Here is an 18,197-nt window from a genome sequence, read left to right as displayed (position 1 = left end):
AAAATTAGTTAGTTGGCTTCCATGCACCATTATCAATACCCGCGACCAGATCATTAATTGCTTCACGGATCGCCAGATCCAATACCTTGCCATTTAAGGTAGAGTCATAGCGGGAAGTACTACCGAATCCAATCAGTTCACGGCTGGAAAGTTTATATTCCCCTGCCCCCGCAGAAGAGAAAACAACTTCAGAGGTTTCTACATTCACAATATTCAGCATCACTTTTGCATAAGCAATTTGTGATTTGCCACGCCCCAAAATGCCCCATAGCTGGTGATCACCCACTTCTTTACGGCCAAATTCAGTCACAGAACCAGTAATAATGTAATTAGCTCCTTTTAATTTTTGAACCTTACCCTGTAAGTCCGTTTCCATTTTCAATTCGGCCAGGTTGGTGCGTTCCAATACATTAAAACGTCCTGTTTGTTGTAAATGCGTTATAAGGATAGTTTTTGACTGGTTTCCTAAACGGTCAATGCCGTCAGAGAAAATGCCATTTTGGTAGCTTGAACGGTTTTCGAATTTACCCACGGCAATCGGGCTGCGAATGCCGGCATAGGTCGTTTTATAAGAAGTGACTTTTTGTACTGGAAGTGTTGATGAAGATTCCGTTGCACAACCGGCCAGCATGAGGGAGGCCAGACAAAGTGAAGCCAATGTGAATTTTCTTTTCATTATTATATCTTCCTGAATGATGGTTCAAATAAGTCTGCTCTATTTTTTATACAGAACATATCGTATCGCTAATATAAAAGTGGAATAATAAATATAGTTACAGTAAAAGTCCATTTAATTAATAAGAACTCGCCGGATAAAATCAAGTTATTGATTTATTTTAAATCATTAAAAATACTTATTGAGCAATCACTTGGTAACTTAATTTTAACTCCTGTTACTAAAAATAGAAAAATAGCGTTAAGACCTTTACATTTTAGTTTTTTCATCATTATCTATAAATCAGCTTTATTCCATCAAATTAATTAGATCGGGTTAATTTCAGATAAAACATATACTCGATAAACTGCAAGTTGCAATCCGCAAGACGACGCGAGGCCTTATATTCCCCCGCTGCGCGGGGAAATATAACACGCATCTTGAAGTTGGATTGATATAGTAAAAGAAAGCTGACTAATTAAATTATGTTTTCCTTTCATTTTTAATCAATAAGCAGGATTAAGATAGGTATCGCCTCCGTTCACTAGTAAAAAAATCTAGATTAATATGCTGAAATACAGCATAATGTTAATAATTAAAAGGATTAAATCCTGACAAGGTGTTTTGAACAGATACAGACGTGATAAAAGCGTAATAGAAAATACTCAACTTTTCTTTATAATTGTTCCAATGGTCAATATCACAAATACCTTCGTATAGCGAATAAATAGCGTTGTTTATCAATACGATAAAAACAGCAACTCTTTTTACGCAGTATCCCTTAGCAATTTCTTCTTTATGAAGACATTGTTCTCCAAACGCCATATCAGATGGCATGTTTAGGGAAAATTTTTTCCCTGAAATCGAAATCATTGACGATCAGCAAACGATAATTCACTTACTAAAAGATATGAAAACAGCAACAAACAACAATGATGTCACGTCACAGTTATCGCCATCGGCCAAACGCGCCAACATGACGGAGGCAGAGTGGAAAAAAGCAATAAAATTTGACCATATCGATACCGGTTGGGTCATTATGAGTATTGGTATGGCAATCGGGGCCGGAATTGTTTTCTTGCCTGTTCAGGTTGGATTGATGGGATTGTGGGTTTTTCTGCTCTCTTCCATTATTGGTTATCCTGCCATGTATCTCTTTCAACGGCTCTTCATCAATACCCTTGCCGAGTCACCAGAATGCAAAGATTATCCTAGTGTTATCAGTGGTTATCTTGGTAAAAATTGGGGCATGCTGTTAGGAATCCTCTACTTTATTATGCTGGTGATCTGGATGTTTGTTTATTCCACTGCGATAACCAATGATAGTGCTTCTTACCTGCAAACCTTTGGGATCACTGATGAATTAATATCGAAAAATCCGCTTTATGGATTGGTATTAATCTGTGTATTAGTCGCTATCGCTTCCCGGGGTGAACGATTACTGTTCAAAATATCCAGTCTAATGGTCATAACAAAGTTATTTGTTATCGCGGCATTAGGATTTTCCATGATCGGTATGTGGCATCTTTACAATATCGGGGCATTACCTTCCCTGAGGCTATTGATCAAACAAGCCATCATCACGTTACCTTTTACGCTCACATCCATCCTGTTTATCCAAACACTTAGCCCAATGGTGATTTCTTATCGCAATCGGGAGAAAAACCGTGAAGTTGCCCGTCACAAGGCTCTGCGAGCTATGAACATTGCCTTTGGTATCCTGTTTTGTACCGTATTTTTCTATGCCATCTCTTTTACGCTGGCAATGGGACATGACGAAGCGCTCAAAGCCTATGAACAGAATATTTCAGCATTAGCCATTGCCGCCCAATTCTTTCCCGGCAGTTGGGTTATTGCCGTCAGTATCATGCTCAATGTCTTTGCCGTGATGACTGCGTTTTTTGGTGTTTACCTTGGGTTTTGCGAAGCCAGCCAAGGCATTGCCATGAATATTCTTAGTCGCCTGATGCCGGCCGAAAAGATCAATAAAAAGTGGGTACAAAAAGGCATCATGTTTTTTGCCATCTTATTGGCATGGGGCGCAATCCTCCTGAATGTCCCGGTATTAAGTTTTACTTCTATTTGTAGCCCAATATTTGGCATTGTTGGCTGCCTTATCCCGGCTTATTTGGTCTACAAGCTCCCTGAACTACACCATTACAAAGGGATATCGCTCATCTTGATCATCTTTACTGGGATCTTGCTCTGTATTTCCCCTTTCCTGGCCTTCTCCTGATATGAGGGCTTATAATTAAGGTTTACCCCGTGCGCCCTATATCCTCGTCTTTCTCTGTTAGGGGATATAAGGCACATTTAACTAATCAACGTCCTACAAAATCGCCTTCATTTATTTATTAAAGAATCCTTTTAAGGATGACTCGATAAACTTCAAGTTGCAATCCGCAAGACGATGCGAGGCCTTATATTTCCCCGTTGCGCGGGGAAATATAACACGCATCTTGAAGTTGGATGGGTATATATTTAATTAATCATGAAAAATATCTATTTAATTTAATTTCACAAAATGAACAAAAAACAACCAATAAGCGCAGTCCAAATAAAAATATAATAAACAAAAGAAACTATAACAAATGTTATCAAGTTAACGAAAACCCTTACTTTAACCTGATGTTATTCCAAGCATTATCCCTTAACCTCCCTCAATATTTCCCCTTTTTTCTCTCAAAAACGCAGTCACTCAGAATAAAAATCCAATAATAAACAAAAAATAAAAATATTATTTCAAAAACACCAGATAAGAGTTAATTTTCAATCAATAATAAAGCGTTATCTAAACAAATTAGATAAATCATTTACTTTTTCCACTAAATGCAGTAAAAATACAAACCCAATACACTTAAAAGGATTTTTAAAAGAATAAAAAACTAAAAAACAAACCAAGCTAAATGATTAGTTGTAAAGTTCAATAGAGCTGTTTTTATATATGGAATTCTATTTATGATTGCCTCATTCTGTGTATCAGAATCACATAACACGTATTTATACGATTTCAATTAGCATTTTCATTAAAAATAAGACAAAAATAAGCAGCAACTTTTTATTTGCGTTATTCCAATTAAATTAATCAGGTATTTAGCTAATCATGTTTAAAAAACATTAATGTTTTGTTGTATTCGATTAACTCAAATACCTTGCTGTTCACAATTTATCTCTCTGATTTCATAGGAATGATAATTTCATGAAACAACGTAAGTTTTTAACCCGATACGAAATAGACGCAATTTTGGCAGCAACAAAACAAGGACGTCACGCAGAGCGGGATTATTGCATGCTGTTAATGTGTTTCATTCACGGCTTTAGGGTAAGTGAGTTATGTAATCTATGCCTATCTGATCTCGATTTGAATTCAGCGATCATTCACATCAGACGGTTAAAAGGTGGGCTTTCAACCACACATCCTTTAATTCCAGAGGAAATTGAAGCGTTAAATAAATGGCTAGATATTCGTCAAAAATGGCGTGAAGCCGATTCTCCGTGGGTATTTCTCTCTCAAAAATCGGGTCCTGTTTCACGGCAACAAGTTTATGGTTTATTAAAACGTTATGGAAAGCAGGCATCTGTCAGTGTTTCTCCACATCCGCATATGTTAAGGCACGCTTGTGGTTATGCTTTAGCTGATCTCGGGCGTGATACCCGCTTGATTCAAGACTATCTCGGACACCGTAATATTTCACATACTGTAATTTACACCGCCAGTAATGTGAAACGTTTTTCCAGAATTTGGGAGTCTCACTCTAAATAGTTGTGTTATTTTTTCTGCTGTTTTCACTAACATGATCGGTTATTGTAACAATCTCCACTAATGAATTTGTGGAGATTGCCGGCAGATAAAATAGACAATGCCATGAAAATCTAAGATAAAGGACTATTTTTTTACGTATGGCAAACTCAATTTGTAAATTTATTTTATTTTTATTGTTTTCCACCTGTTAAATAACCTGAGTTTATTCTTTAAAAAAACTTAAGCTCAACCGGTCAATATATAAATTTTCATTTAAACTTGAGCAGCGAATTTATATAAATAACTTCACTGCTCAATAAGAAATAAAAATTATCAATTAAAATTCCACAAAAAGTGATTACCCAATCAATTATGCTTCAACCCATTCCGCAAATTTTTCACGAATTTTCTGTTCCGGCAGATCTATACCAATAAAAACCAGCACACTTTCACGTACTTCATTATCGCGCCATTCTCTATCCCAATCTGCGCTATACAGACGCTGAACCCCTTGAAACAGTAACCGCCGGGGTTCTTCTTTGATAGCAAGAATGCCTTTGTATCGCAGGAGATTATCCGCGAAACTCAGTAATAGCGCTTCCATCAGGTTAGAAACTTCTGGCAGTTCAACTGGGTACGCCAAGTTAATGACAATCGACTGAACCGAATTTTGTTGTTTGGGTACAAATTGAAAAATAGGTGCCGAAACCGTCAGTTTGTCATTCAACATAAAACCTTCGATATCGAACAGTAAGTCTAAATCAGCTTCACCTTGAATAATCTTGTGAATGGGTGCTCTGGCATTGATTCGCTGCAAACGTTCAACTAAAGCATCATGAACGGGAGCAACATCTGTTTTGGTTAAAAGAATACTGTCTGCATATCCTATCTGCGCCTGTGCAATGGAAAAACGATCTAACTGTTGTTCCGCGTGAACCGCATCCACCAGCGTAATAATGCCATCGAGCAAAAAACGCTGACACAAAATTTCATGGGAAAAGAAAGTCTGCGTAATCGGGCCAGGATCAGCCATGCCTGTACATTCGATAATCAAGCGGTCAAAGTCTATCTGCCCTTTATCCAAGCTATCCAGCAGATCCAATAATGCATCTTCCAGCTCATTCGAACGACTACAACAGATGCATCCGTTACTTAATGTCTTAATCTGAGTTGCCCGATCACCAATCAATTCATTATCAATAGGGACTTCGCCAAATTCATTTTCAATGACGGCGATTTTATAACCATGATTGGCATTAAGGATATGACGCAGCAGCGTCGTTTTGCCTGAACCCAAAAAACCGCTCAGGATCGTGACTGATATTGGTTGCATTTTCGTTTCCCGATTTTTCACTAACAGCAACGCATCCCGCCTTTGCCATCGCCACCATAGCGAGCATTCTGACGTTCGCGAAAAAATTCTTCATAAGACATATAAGGCTTATCTGGGTGGTTTTCCTTCATATGTTGTACATAGGTGTCATAGTCGGGAACGCCCACCAACATGCGGGCAGCCTGCCCCAAATACTTGCCTGCCCGACCAAGATGACCAAACATAAATTGTTCTCCAAGGCTTGTTCTATAAAAATACCCCACATAATACAAAGTCAATTATGTGGGGTATCGCTGTTACTGATACGAAATGACTTGGCTGGTATCAGTTTTCGTATCACATCAGTGCGTAGAAGAGACTTTCACCCCACCTTCAGGAAGCGGAACATAAGGCGTTTCATTATCGGTACGCTCTGGGTTCTTACTTGCTTTGACCGCAGTTTTGATACCATAAATAATGATGCTATACACCACAATTAGGAATAAAATACTTAAGCCCGCATTGGTGTAGTTGTTTATAACAATATGATTCATGTTACTGATTTGCTGAGCTGTTAATTCTGCACCCCCTTCGGCAATTCGCTGCTTGTATTCTTTCGCCAGAAAGAAGAAGCCTTCAAGCCGCGGGTTATCACTGAATAATTTCAGCCCCAACGCCCATGTGGTACAAATCAACAACCAAACCGCAGGAATCACCGTTACCCAGATATATCGGGTGCGTTTCATCTTGATCAAGACAACCGTACCCAATACCAACGCAACGGCAGCCAACATCTGGTTAGAGATACCAAATAGCGGCCACAAGCTCTTGACGCCACCCAATGGATCAACCACACCTTGATACAGCAAATAACCCCATAAGCCAACACAACCGGCTGTACCAATAATACCCGCAATCAAAGAGTCCGTTTTTTTCAGGAATGGAACAAAGTTACCCAGAAGATCCTGCAACATGAAACGGCCAGAGCGTGTACCTGCATCCAGCGCCGTCAGGATAAACAACGCTTCAAACAGAATACCAAAGTGATACCAAAAGCCCATATCTGCCGCAGGCATGATCTGATGGAATACATGGGCAATACCCACGGCCAAGGTTGGCGCTCCCCCTGCGCGGTTCAGAACGGATGGCTCACCAATGTCTTTTGCCGTTTGCAGAATTTGATCGGGTGAAATCACAAAGCCCCAGGAACTGACGGTCGTTGCCGCATGGCTCGTGACTTCTTGCAAAGAGGCCATGATCATTGGCGCTTCGGCAGTACCCAAATTATGCAAATCAGGCATGGTAATGCCCAGAGCTGCCGGAGGGGTATTCATCGCAAAATACAGCCCCGGTTCAATAATGGATGCAGCAACCAATGCCATGATCGCCACAAACGACTCCATTAACATCGCACCATAACCAATGAAGCGGGCATCTTTTTCATTTGCCAACAGTTTAGGCGTCGTCCCCGAAGAGATCAGGGCATGGAAACCAGACACCGCGCCACAAGCAATAGTAATGAACAAGAATGGGAACAACGTTCCTTTCCAGACTGGCCCTGTACCATCAATATATTGTGTGACGGCGGGCATTTTCAGTTCAGGGTTCAGGATGACAATCCCAATTGCAAGACCAACAATAACCCCAATTTTCAGGAAAGTTGCCAGATAGTCACGCGGTGCCAAAATAAGCCAAACGGGCAATAATGCAGAGATAAATGCATATCCGATCAGCGCATAAGTGATGGTGGTATCTTTAAAAGTCAGCGCGGGTCCCCAGTAAGGATCTGCGGCAACAACACCACCAAACCAAATGGCGGCAATTAGCAGGAAAATACCGATCACCGAGACTTCACCCACACGCCCCGGACGGATATATCGCATATAGATCCCCATGAAAAGCGCAATTGGCACTGTCGAACAAACAGTAAATACGCCCCACGGGCTTTCTGCCAATGCTTTCACGACGATTAAGGCCAGTACTGCCAGAATGATGATCATGATTAAGAAGCAACCAAACAGCGCTATTGTGCCTGGTACACGCCCCATCTCTTCCTTGACTATCTCCCCCAGTGATGCCCCATTACGGCGGGAGGAGATAAACAGCACCATAAAGTCCTGCACCGCTCCGGCAAGCACTACCCCTGCTAACAACCACAATGTTCCTGGCAGATAACCAACCTGTGCCGCCAATACTGGCCCGACTAATGGACCGGCCCCCGCGATGGCGGCAAAATGGTGACCAAACAGGACATTTTTATTGGTGGGAGCATAGTTCAAACCATCATTATTGACAACAGCAGGCGTTGCTCGCGTGGCATCCAGCTTCATCACCTTCGTGGCGATATACAGGCTGTAATACCGATAAGCAACCAAGTAAACGGCTACGGAAGCGACAATGATCCACAAAGCACTAACGTGTTCTCCCCGACGTAGCGCAACGACTCCAAGACAGAATGCGCCAATTATCCCCAACATCATCCAGGGGATATGTTTTAACAATTTATTATTCTTCATAAAACGTCCTTTTCCACAGTAAGACGAACAGCAAGTCATTATTTAATTTTTACTTCCTTCTCCATAAACCGACCATCTACAGCCGGCAGGAAGCGATACCCATTAAAAGGTATATACTCCTCGTCACACTGCACTATGATATAAAACTCTCCCTGATAAGAGGGAGAGGATCTTACTCAGCGGTTGAATACCAACATTAAGCGGTCAAAATCCCCCAATCAGTGGTTCATACATATAAAGCATGAGCCAGATTTTGTGAGGTAACTCACTTCCTCAATAAATTGCAAGACGAAGGTATATTCATCAATCGAAGTTGATGGCGTCATCCTTTAGGTGATTAAAGTCTTTATATTCGTTACTGAATGAAATCACTGTATGTTGGTTCGGACACACTTGGTTGGAAAACCAGGCACATTTGGATACCAGGCGAGGTTCTTCAATTCCCAACCATGTGGATAACATAGACAGTAGATTCAAACCGCTGCGGTGAGCATCTATGATATTTTTGCTTGCTGTGTTCTTGTCGGCATTTTTAATGCCATAGTCATAACCGGTAATAATAAAGGGAACTTGATAGTTCTGCTTATTACTATCGTTATGGGTCAGATTCTCGCTATCTGTATTCTTATTCACAAGCGACAAACCATGATCCGCAAAGTAAAGCATTGTCCAGTGCAATTGATTTTTATTGGCAATACTTTCAATGTCAGCTAGCAGGCTGTCCGTATTATGAATACTCTGAAGATAACATGAAATATTTTTGGAATGAAAATAGGTGCCGTATTTATCATTCGTTCTGGTGCAAGGTTGTGGATGCGAACCCATTAAGTGAATAATAATCAGCTTCTTTTTTTGCTCATTCTTCCCTAATGCTTTGCGAATATAAGGCAATAAATTTTCATCCGGCATATAACTGCGATCATCTGAATTGCCTTCTTTCAGAAAAGTATAATGAGTGGCCTGCTGCCCAATCAGTGCGACAGGAGAATCAAACCCTCCCTTCATTCCCTGGTTGGACAGCCAGTAAGTTTCAAATCCCGCTTTTTTCGCCAGTGAAACAAGACTGTTGTTCAGTTGAATTTCATTTGCTTCACGAACGGCCAGAGAGTTAGTCAACGACAACTGTGTCGAGGGTGCCGCAGAAATATAGTGGGTTAACACGGTGGCATTCGCATTATCCAACCAAGGGGTATTTTTATCCGGGAACCCATAGACACTCATAAAATCTTTTCGGACGCTCTCACCAATCACCATGATATAAGTATCGTATTTCTCTTCTTTCACCACGGGCTGCCAGTCATCCCGATATTGAATTATCTTGGCAAATCGGTGATTTTCTGACATGACTTGCTTGTAGCTCTGATAGACATCACTGAAAAAACGAACTTCCGGTAAACTGGTATTCAAAAGTTCCGAGCTATCTTCAAAACCCGATTTTATATACCCTTTGGCCGGGGACCAGAAAGCCGAAATAAAAAACAGGGTAAACAGCCACTTTTTACTTTTGCCTGTTAAGATGACATTTAGCTTAAGTGAAAATATCATCAGAACAAAAATAGCTATCGCAGTTAAATAGGTTGAAACAGAAAGGCCACTAATATATTCCGCTGTTTCATTCCTATTTGTATAGATTAATGATCCCACCGCATTGATGTCTGGATAACCGTAATTGAGACCAATCGGGGTATAGAGCATTCCTATCAAGGAAAAAAAAGCAATCAAAAAGATATATATTCGTCTACTGATAGCAGCCAAAAATAAAAAGAGTGCAAAGGCACTAAAGACATATATGAGTTTTAATTGATACCCTAAACATTTATGTATCAGAAAAATAAGAAAAAAGAGAACAATAAAACAAGAAAGATTCTTGTTTTTATAAAGCCAAGACATAATCACCCTGTAATTTCACATAGCCGTAGTTAAATTTCTATAAACCCAACACTGCACAACACAGTATTGGGAATCACTATCACATAATAAATTGTCATTTATTGAGTGATCGACAGGTAACGTGCAAAAATTTCGCGTTCTTCATCCCGCAGCGTTAACACGTTAAAACCATCACGGGTTACCAAGATCGTATGCTCAAACTAAGCTGATAACCGGCGATCTTTGGTTGTTACAGTCCAACCATCTTTATGCAGTTTAATATCCTATTAGTGAAGAGTTCAAGCCAACATTTATTTAAATCCAGGCTTTTTCTAATCTCCTCTAAGTCCACCAATTCTCAATATCGCTGATAGAATTCAAGTGCTGTATGCCATCGGCTTTCTTATTATTTGTTATTTGGCAGCATGACTCAAACCAAACAACAATCGAGCTGCTTCGCAATCCTGCTGAATTGTGAAAAAATCTGATACATTCCTGCGAGTAATCCTGCTAACCTACCATTTAGATCTTCTCATCGCATCCACAGATGAATCACACAGATTATCAGTGATAAGATAGCGTTTTCGCCCAGGATGAGGTCTATTAGTGTTCCATCCTTAGCTGATTATATTTAGGTTTTGTCATTTAGATGGGTTGACTGAGCGTCGATGGCCCAACTGAGTCAACAGGAATAATAGAATTGAATCAAGTCAATATGAAAGAATCTCCAGCAAAGGATATAGATAGCCACACCCCCATGATGCAGCAGTATCTGCGTCTGAAAGCGCAGCACCCCGATATTATGCTGCTGTATAGAATGGGGGATTTTTACGAGTTATTTTATGACGATGCCAAAAAAGCGGCGAGGTTGCTGGATATCTCCCTAACCAAGCGCGGGCAATCGGCAGGTCAGCCTATTCCGATGGCGGGTGTTCCTTATCACGCAATCGAAAACTATCTGGCAAAACTGGTACAACTCGGTGAATCTGCGGCGATCTGCGAACAAGTTGGTGATCCTGCAACCAGTAAAGGCCCTGTTGAGCGCAAAGTTGTGCGTATTGTCACTCCCGGCACCGTCACTGATGAAGCTTTACTACAAGAACGTCAGGATAATCTGCTCGCCGCTATCTGGCATGATAATCAGGGCTTTGGTTACGCGACGCTGGATATCACTTCCGGCCGTTTCCGCGTTTCTGAAATGTCCGATCAAGATAGTATTGCCGCAGAATTGCAACGCACCCGTCCCGCGGAATTGCTTTATCCTGAAACCTTTGAGCATATGGCGTTGATTGAACGTTGTCATGGCTTGCGCCGACGCCCGATGTGGGAATTTGAGCTGGATACAGCAAGACAGCAACTTAATTTGCAATTTGGCACCCGTGACCTGATTGGCTTCGGGGTGGAAAAAGCGATGCTCGCCCTGCGCGCAGCAGGCTGTTTGCTGCAATATGTCAAAGATACTCAACGCACCACTTTACCTCATATTCGCAGTATTACGATGGAACGCCAGCAGGAAACGGTTATTATGGATGCCGCCACCCGCCGTAATCTGGAGCTGACACAAAATTTGTCCGGTGGCACTGAGAATACGCTGGCGGCGGTACTCGATCAATGTGTGACACCGATGGGCAGCCGAATGCTGAAACGCTGGCTGCATTCACCAACCCGCAATAAAGTTATGCTGGAAAATCGCCATCAAGCGATTTCTGCATTACAGGAAATCGGTTATGAGTTACGGCCGTTTTTGCGGCAGGTCGGTGACTTAGAGCGTGTGCTTGCCCGTCTTGCTCTCCGCTCTGCTCGTCCCCGTGATCTGGCCAGAATGCGCCATGCTTTTCAGCAATTGCCTGATATTCATCAGATCCTGACATCCTCCGATGCCCCTTATATCCAAGTACTACAGCAACGTGTGGGACATTTTGATGAATTGCAGATTCTGCTGGAGAATGCGATTGTCGAAACGCCTCCTGTTCTGGTGCGTGATGGTGGCGTCATTGCCACAGGCTATAATGCTGAATTGGATGAATGGCGGGCACTGGCCGATGGTGCCAGTGATTATCTGGATAAACTGGAGATCCGCGAACGTGAAAAACTTGGCATTGATACCCTGAAAGTGGGCTTTAATTCGGTACATGGTTACTATATTCAGGTCAGTCGTGGACAAAGCCATTTAGTCCCTATCCATTACGTTCGTCGTCAAACGCTGAAAAACGCAGAACGCTATATCATTCCTGAATTAAAGGAATATGAAGACAAAGTGCTGACGTCCAAAGGTAAAGCACTTGCCATCGAAAAAGCCCTGTACGAAACGTTGTTCGATCTGTTACTGCCTCATCTGGCCGATTTGCAAACTTGTGCCGAAGCACTGTCAGAGCTGGATGTACTGGCAAATCTTGCCGAACGTGCTGAAACGCTAAATTACACCTGTCCGATACTAACCGATAAAGTAGGTATTCAGCTCACTGGCGGTCGGCATCCGGTTGTCGAACAAGTATTAAGCGAACCGTTTATTTCTAACCCCTTAACGCTCTCGTCACAACGCCGTTTGCTGATTATTACAGGGCCGAATATGGGGGGAAAAAGTACCTATATGCGTCAGGCGGCGTTGATCACGTTGATGGCTTATATTGGAAGCTTTGTTCCTGCCGAAAAAGCAGTTATTGGCCCTGTAGATCGCATCTTTACGCGTGTCGGTGCATCCGATGACCTGGCATCAGGACGTTCTACCTTTATGGTGGAAATGACTGAAACGGCCAACATCTTGCATAACGCGACTGAACATAGTCTGGTTTTGATGGATGAGATCGGTCGTGGGACATCAACTTATGATGGTTTATCCCTGGCGTGGGCCTGTGCGGAAAATTTAGCTAATCGCATCAAAGCAATGACCCTGTTTGCAACCCACTATTTTGAACTGACAACACTGCCTGAGAAACTGGAAGGGGTCGTCAATATTCATCTTGATGCTGTCGAACATGGCGATACCATTGCTTTCATGCACAGTGTACAGGAAGGGGCAGCAAGCAAGAGTTATGGATTGGCCGTTGCTTCGCTGGCCGGTGTTCCACGCGATGTCATTAAACGTGCACGCCAAAAATTGAAAGAGCTGGAATCACTCTCCAATAATGCGGCAGTAGGCCATGTCGATACACCACAGTTAACCCTGCTGACAGAAGAAACTCCTCCGGCAGTTGAAGCATTGGAAAACCTGAATCCAGATACCTTGACACCACGTCAGGCATTAGAGTGGATTTATCGTCTGAAAGATATGGTTTAGCCGTGAATGAAACAGCCATGCAGGGAACAACAATGACGTTTGATACTAATCTGTTAGTGCCCATTTATCAAATTTTACAGTGCAAAACTCCCGACCAATGGGTAGAAAAAGCGCGGCTGCCAGAGAATTTGCCCATTTTATTGCGCGATCATCTACTGTGTGAATTGAAAGCAGCACAAAGTGCTATGTTCTTAATTCGTAAATATGCCGTCGATCCTGAGAGTGCGGATGCTCTGCTGGCTTGGTTTCAGCCCTATGAGGATTTTGTCTATAAAAAAATGGGGGATATCCATTCATTGAAAGGAAAAAATCAGGCCACCAAGCAAATTACCGCGCGGGCAAAATCACGTTATAGTCAAGATCTCATCGATAAGATGGTGTTATTAATTAAGGAAGAGTTGCATCATTTTTATCAAGTATTAGAAATCATGGATGCCAGAGGGATAAACTATGACAGTATCAGTGCCAGCCGCTATGCTAAATCCCTGTTTCAGCATGTTACCAATCATGAACCTTATACGTTGGTCGATAAATTAATTATTGGTGCTTATATTGAAGCTCGCTCATGCGAACGTTTCGCAAAATTGGCTCCTCATCTGGATGAGGATTTGGGTAAGTTTTATATTTCTCTGCTGCGTTCAGAAGCGCGGCATTACCAAGATTATTTGATGCTTGCTCAGTCAATATCCAAAGAAGATATTACCGAAAGAGTGAATTATTTCGGCCAGGTTGAAGCAGAACTTATTCAAACTCACGATCATGATTTTAAATTTCATAGTGGTGTTCCGATTATCTCACTTTGATAAATGTCACACCAAATGGTAATAAAAATATATACCAATCCGGCTTCAAGATGCGTGTTATATTTCCCCGCGCAGTGGGGAAATATAAGGCCTCGCGTCATCTTGCGGATTGCAACTTGAAGTTTATCGAGTATAAATGCGTAAATAAAAGGTGGGCTAAATAAGCCCACCTTAAGATTACTGCCTATCTTCTCTATTCCTTTATCTTTTCAATTATCACTTTTAGAATTACTGCTACTCTTGCCATCACCAAGTGATCTAATTATCTTTGTTTCTGGAAACTCATCTATTTTCCACTAACGCTGCAATTTTAAATTTCTTAGGTGTACGTTCTCAGGAATAAAAAATTAAGTACGGAATAATGATTCTATATTCAAACCTTGGGTATGCAATATGTCTCTAAGACGGCGCAATCCCTCAACTTGAATCTGACGAACTCTCTCTCTTGTTAAACCAATTTCTCTCCCAACATCTTCCAATGTTTCTGCTTCGTATCCAAGCAAACCGAAACGACGGGCCAAAACTTCGCGCTGTTTTGCGTTCAGCTCAAACAACCATTTCACGATACTCTGTTTCATATCATCATCTTGAATGGTTGTTTCTGGCCCTGAATCATTTTCATCAGATAAAATATCCAATAATGCCTTATCTGAATCACCACTCATTGGTGTATCGACAGAAGTAATGCGTTCGTTCAGCCGCATCATACGACTTACATCTTCAATAGGTTTATCCAGTTTTTCCGCAATTTCTTCGATACTGGGTTCATGATCCAATTTGTGTGCCAGTTCTCTTGCAGTACGTAAATAGACGTTCAATTCTTTGACAATGTGAATAGGCAAGCGAATTGTGCGAGTTTGATTCATAATGGCACGTTCAATGGTTTGACGGATCCACCATGTTGCATAAGTAGAAAAACGAAAACCTTTTTCAGGATCAAATTTTTCCACTGCACGAATAAGCCCAAGGTTACCTTCTTCAATCAGATCTAGCAGTGCTAATCCACGATTGCTATAGCGGCGGGATATTTTTACTACCAAGCGCAAGTTACTTTCAATCATGCGTTGGCGTGCAGCAACATCCCCTCGTAGTGCTCGTCTGGCGAAAAGAACCTCTTCCTCTGCTGTCAGCAAAGGTGAGAAACCAATCTCTCCGAGATAAAGCTGTGTTGCATCAAGAACCCGTTGGTTTACTCCTTGCAACAAATCCAAATCTTCATCAAGACCAGTTATATCATCCTCATCTTTCAGCAACGCTTCATCAAAGTCATCAGCTTCCATGCTATTTTCGTCTAAATTCGCATCATCATACAACTCATTAACTTTAAGCGTACTTTGGCTCATCAGCTGCTCCTACCCATGATAATGCGGGCAGGAATTTCAGATCCCTGCCCCGGTTTATCGCTGCGAAAGATAGCGCAGCGGGTTTACGGATTTTCCCTTATAGCGAATTTCAAAATGCAATCTTACTGAACTTGTTCCGGTGCTACCTATAGTGGCAATTTTTTGCCCCGCTTGAACGTCCTGTTGCTCACGAACCAGCATTGTGTCGTTGTGCGCATAAGCACTTAGGTAGTCATCGTTATGTTTTATTATTATTAGATTTCCATAGCCACGTAATGCATTTCCGGCATAAACCACTTTCCCACGGGCTGTAGCAAATACGGGTTGGCCACGGCTCCCCGCAATATCAATGCCTTTATTTCCTCCTTGAGAATCAGAGAAGTTTTCAAGAATTTTTCCTTCTGCTGGCCACCTCCAACTATTAATAGTATCAATACCATTAATAGCATTATTTACCCCTGTATCTGTTGCGATAGATACTTTTGGATAGGAATTATCGCCATCAGAAACGGTTGCCTTTGGCAACATTTTTCCTGACTTTGGTTTATCAATATTTGCAGGATACGCATTAATTTTTTGAAAATCAACCTGACTAATTTTTGATTTAGTACTATTTGATGCTATTAATACACCATTTGTGGAGGTTAGATTACCTATTCTCAGCACCTGACCAACATTTAAGCTATAAGGCTCTGAAATATTATTTCTGAGAGCCAGATCACGGAAATCACTACCTGTAATCCAGGCTATATAAAACAAAGTATCGCTATGTTTAACCGTATAAGTTCTCCCGTTGTAGCTTCCTTTGGGAATATTTTCATAGTTACGGCGATAAATAATTCGCCCTTGAGATGAACTGCTATTGGCAGCATTATTCACTGGCTGACGATTTTTAATCGCATGATTATCTGAAACACGATTTGTATCGATATTCACGATTGGGGCTGGACGATTTGGTGTATTACTGCAACCTATCAGCACAACGCCCATCACAGTACTGGCGATTATCCACTTTATTTTTTTCACTGGTTTTTCCAGATTCATACTTTATCCCCCATAAAGGCAAATATAAGTGAAAATAATAATGATTTATGAAAATTTAGGATTAAGAAAGATTTAAAGCGAAACATTTTGCTTAAATTCAGAAAAAAGAACAGCTGATTTGAAACTATCCCCCCAAATAAATTAGCTGATTATATTAGTTCGCCTTGAATTAGGGGTACAAAACGGACAGGTTCGATAACATCGCCATGAAAATCATTCCCATAACGATGTACGACTTTCAGTAACTGAGTACGCTCGCCGACAGGTAAAACCATCACGCCTCCATCAGCAAGTTGATGGAGTAATGCCTGCGGAATTTCTGGTGGTGCGGCGGTGACAATAATAGCGTCAAAGGGTCCTTTTGATGGCCATCCATTCCAGCCATCACCGTGGCGGGTTGAGATATTATGTAGGTCGAGTTGCTTCAATCTGCGTTTAGCCTGCCACTGCAATCCTTTAATCCGCTCCACGGAGAAAACGCGTTTGGCTAAGTGGGCCAGTATTGCTGTTTGATAACCTGAGCCTGTTCCAATTTCCAATACGTTGGAGGCCGGGGTTAAATTCAGCAACTCAGTCATGCGAGCAACAATATAGGGTTGAGAGATCGTTTGCCCATGACCAATAGGCAGTGCGGTGTTTTCATACGCCTTATGGGCGAGAGCTTCATCAACAAAACATTCTCGGGGGACTTTGCCAATAACCTCCAATAGTGGCTCATGATGAATTCCTTGCTGACGCAGCTGCGCCAGCAAATTTTTCATTGATCGGTTTAACATTCCCCAATATCCCCGACTTTTGCCAACCAATCACTTATCCGCGCCTGGGCTTTATAAGCTGTTAAGTCCACTTGCAAAGGGGTAATGGAGACAAATCCTTCTTCTACCGCAGCAAAATCTGTTTCAGGCCCAAAATCACTTTTTTCTCCCGGAGGGCCTAGCCAATAGAGCATATTGCCTTTGGGATCTTCCATCGCATAGACTTGCTCAGCAGCACTACGGCGACCGCATCGCGTCACCCGAAACCCTTTGATCTGTTCAAGGGGAATATCAGGTACGTTAACATTCAGAATATTACCTGCTCTCAATGGGGATTTTTGCAGCAACGCTAATAAACGCATGGTCACTTCTGCCGCCGTTTCGTAATGTTGGTCACCATTGAGTGATACCGCCAATGCGGGTAAGCCTAAGTGGCGTCCTTCCATTGCAGCCGCGACCGTACCAGAGTAAATCACGTCATCACCAAGGTTAGGGCCACAGTTGATGCCAGAAACGACAATGTCAGGACGAGGGAGTACCAGATTATTCACGCCCAAATAGACACAATCCGTCGGTGTACCTTCCTGAACAGAAATATCACCATTGTTCAGTGTATTGATGCGCAAAGGGCGATCCAGCGTTAAGGCATTCGACGCCCCACTACGGTTACGGTCAGGTGCAACGACCTGAACATGATAGTGTTTCCGCAATGTCGTCGCCAAGGTTTGAATACCCGGTGCAGTGACACCATCATCGTTACTCAGCAATATCCGCAGCATTGATATATCTCATTGATTTTACTAAAATAAAATGGGTTGATAATGTAAATTACCCTGTGTGTGTTTGATCTTAGCATGACGTTGACAGTTTTGTAGAGTACT

13 protein-coding genes and 2 pseudogenes are annotated in these 18,197 nt (G+C 41.8%); 4 read left to right on the top strand and 11 right to left on the bottom strand.

The genetic code is table 11. The features are described 5' to 3' along the window. Window positions 1-4 precede the first annotated feature (4 nt). Window positions 5-676: a CsgG/HfaB family protein gene (locus tag AAY47_RS09545; protein ID WP_047769240.1), complete on the bottom strand. Its 672-nt coding sequence runs from the start codon at window positions 674-676 to the stop codon at window positions 5-7. A 567-nt stretch (window positions 677-1,243) separates the two neighbouring features. Beyond that, window positions 1,244-1,528: a hypothetical protein gene (locus tag AAY47_RS22680; protein WP_235428330.1), complete on the bottom strand. Its 285-nt coding sequence runs from the start codon at window positions 1,526-1,528 to the stop codon at window positions 1,244-1,246. A gap of 37 nt (window positions 1,529-1,565) precedes the next feature. On the opposite strand from AAY47_RS22680, the gene AAY47_RS09535 reads away from it, so the two are divergent. Both AAY47_RS09535 and AAY47_RS09530 read left to right on the top strand, forming a co-directional pair. Then, the gene (locus AAY47_RS09535; protein WP_047769282.1) at window positions 1,566-2,891 is read left to right on the top strand and encodes an amino acid permease; all 1,326 of its coding nucleotides are present in this window, start codon (window positions 1,566-1,568) and stop codon (window positions 2,889-2,891) included. Between the two features lie 960 nt (window positions 2,892-3,851). Beyond that, window positions 3,852-4,418, top strand: a pseudogene (locus AAY47_RS09530) (tyrosine-type DNA invertase); the annotation flags it as partial. A 349-nt stretch (window positions 4,419-4,767) separates the two neighbouring features. On the opposite strand, the gene yjiA reads toward AAY47_RS09530, so the two are convergent. The 5 genes and pseudogenes from yjiA to AAY47_RS22675 form a co-directional block, all read right to left on the bottom strand. Continuing rightward, entirely contained in the window at window positions 4,768-5,730 is a 963-nt protein-coding gene (gene yjiA, locus AAY47_RS09525) for a GTPase (RefSeq protein ID WP_047769279.1), read from the bottom strand. Between the two features lie 20 nt (window positions 5,731-5,750). Continuing rightward, window positions 5,751-5,954, bottom strand: a complete 204-nt coding sequence (locus AAY47_RS09520; RefSeq protein WP_047769237.1) for a YbdD/YjiX family protein — start codon at window positions 5,952-5,954, stop codon at window positions 5,751-5,753. A gap of 117 nt (window positions 5,955-6,071) precedes the next feature. Then, window positions 6,072-8,225, bottom strand: coding sequence for a carbon starvation CstA family protein (locus tag AAY47_RS09515; RefSeq protein ID WP_047769236.1), 2,154 nt, complete (start codon window positions 8,223-8,225; stop codon window positions 6,072-6,074). 303 nt (window positions 8,226-8,528) lie between these two features. Further along, window positions 8,529-9,920 (bottom strand): phosphoethanolamine transferase, encoded by a 1,392-nt coding sequence (locus AAY47_RS09510; RefSeq protein ID WP_160300195.1) that lies wholly within the window; start codon window positions 9,918-9,920, stop codon window positions 8,529-8,531. 293 nt (window positions 9,921-10,213) lie between these two features. After that, window positions 10,214-10,375 (bottom strand): annotated as a pseudogene (locus AAY47_RS22675) (type I methionyl aminopeptidase); the annotation flags it as partial. Between the two features lie 434 nt (window positions 10,376-10,809). On the opposite strand from AAY47_RS22675, the gene mutS reads away from it, so the two are divergent. Both mutS and miaE read left to right on the top strand, forming a co-directional pair. After that, a complete protein-coding gene (gene mutS, locus AAY47_RS09505) occupies window positions 10,810-13,371 on the top strand; it encodes a DNA mismatch repair protein MutS (RefSeq protein WP_047769277.1) in 2,562 nt (853 codons plus the stop codon). 17 nt (window positions 13,372-13,388) lie between these two features. Beyond that, window positions 13,389-14,174 (top strand): tRNA isopentenyl-2-thiomethyl-A-37 hydroxylase MiaE, encoded by a 786-nt coding sequence (gene miaE, locus AAY47_RS09500; protein WP_200897759.1) that lies wholly within the window; start codon window positions 13,389-13,391, stop codon window positions 14,172-14,174. Between the two features lie 347 nt (window positions 14,175-14,521). Here the strand turns inward: miaE and rpoS are convergent, their stop codons facing one another. From rpoS to surE, 4 genes are all read right to left on the bottom strand, one after another. Further along, on the bottom strand, window positions 14,522-15,517 hold the full coding sequence (gene rpoS / locus AAY47_RS09495) for an RNA polymerase sigma factor RpoS (RefSeq protein ID WP_047769233.1): 996 nt from the start codon (window positions 15,515-15,517) through the stop codon (window positions 14,522-14,524). Window positions 15,518-15,571: 54 nt separating this feature from the next. Continuing rightward, window positions 15,572-16,561, bottom strand: coding sequence for a murein hydrolase activator NlpD (gene nlpD / locus AAY47_RS09490; RefSeq protein WP_047769232.1), 990 nt, complete (start codon window positions 16,559-16,561; stop codon window positions 15,572-15,574). Between the two features lie 149 nt (window positions 16,562-16,710). Continuing rightward, the gene (locus AAY47_RS09485) at window positions 16,711-17,337 is read right to left on the bottom strand and encodes a protein-L-isoaspartate(D-aspartate) O-methyltransferase (RefSeq protein WP_047769230.1); all 627 of its coding nucleotides are present in this window, start codon (window positions 17,335-17,337) and stop codon (window positions 16,711-16,713) included. After that, window positions 17,331-18,095: a 5'/3'-nucleotidase SurE gene (surE, locus tag AAY47_RS09480; RefSeq protein WP_047769228.1), complete on the bottom strand. Its 765-nt coding sequence runs from the start codon at window positions 18,093-18,095 to the stop codon at window positions 17,331-17,333. The genes AAY47_RS09485 and surE overlap by 7 nt, the downstream gene beginning before the upstream one ends. Between the last annotated feature and the right edge of the window lie 102 nt (window positions 18,096-18,197).

It is taken from the genome of Xenorhabdus griffiniae, assembly GCF_001028135.1.
GTDB classification, from domain to species: domain Bacteria; phylum Pseudomonadota; class Gammaproteobacteria; order Enterobacterales; family Enterobacteriaceae; genus Xenorhabdus; species Xenorhabdus bakwenae.
The sequence above is the reverse complement of the archived record's forward strand: the minus strand, read 5'-3'. Positions and strand labels throughout refer to the sequence as shown.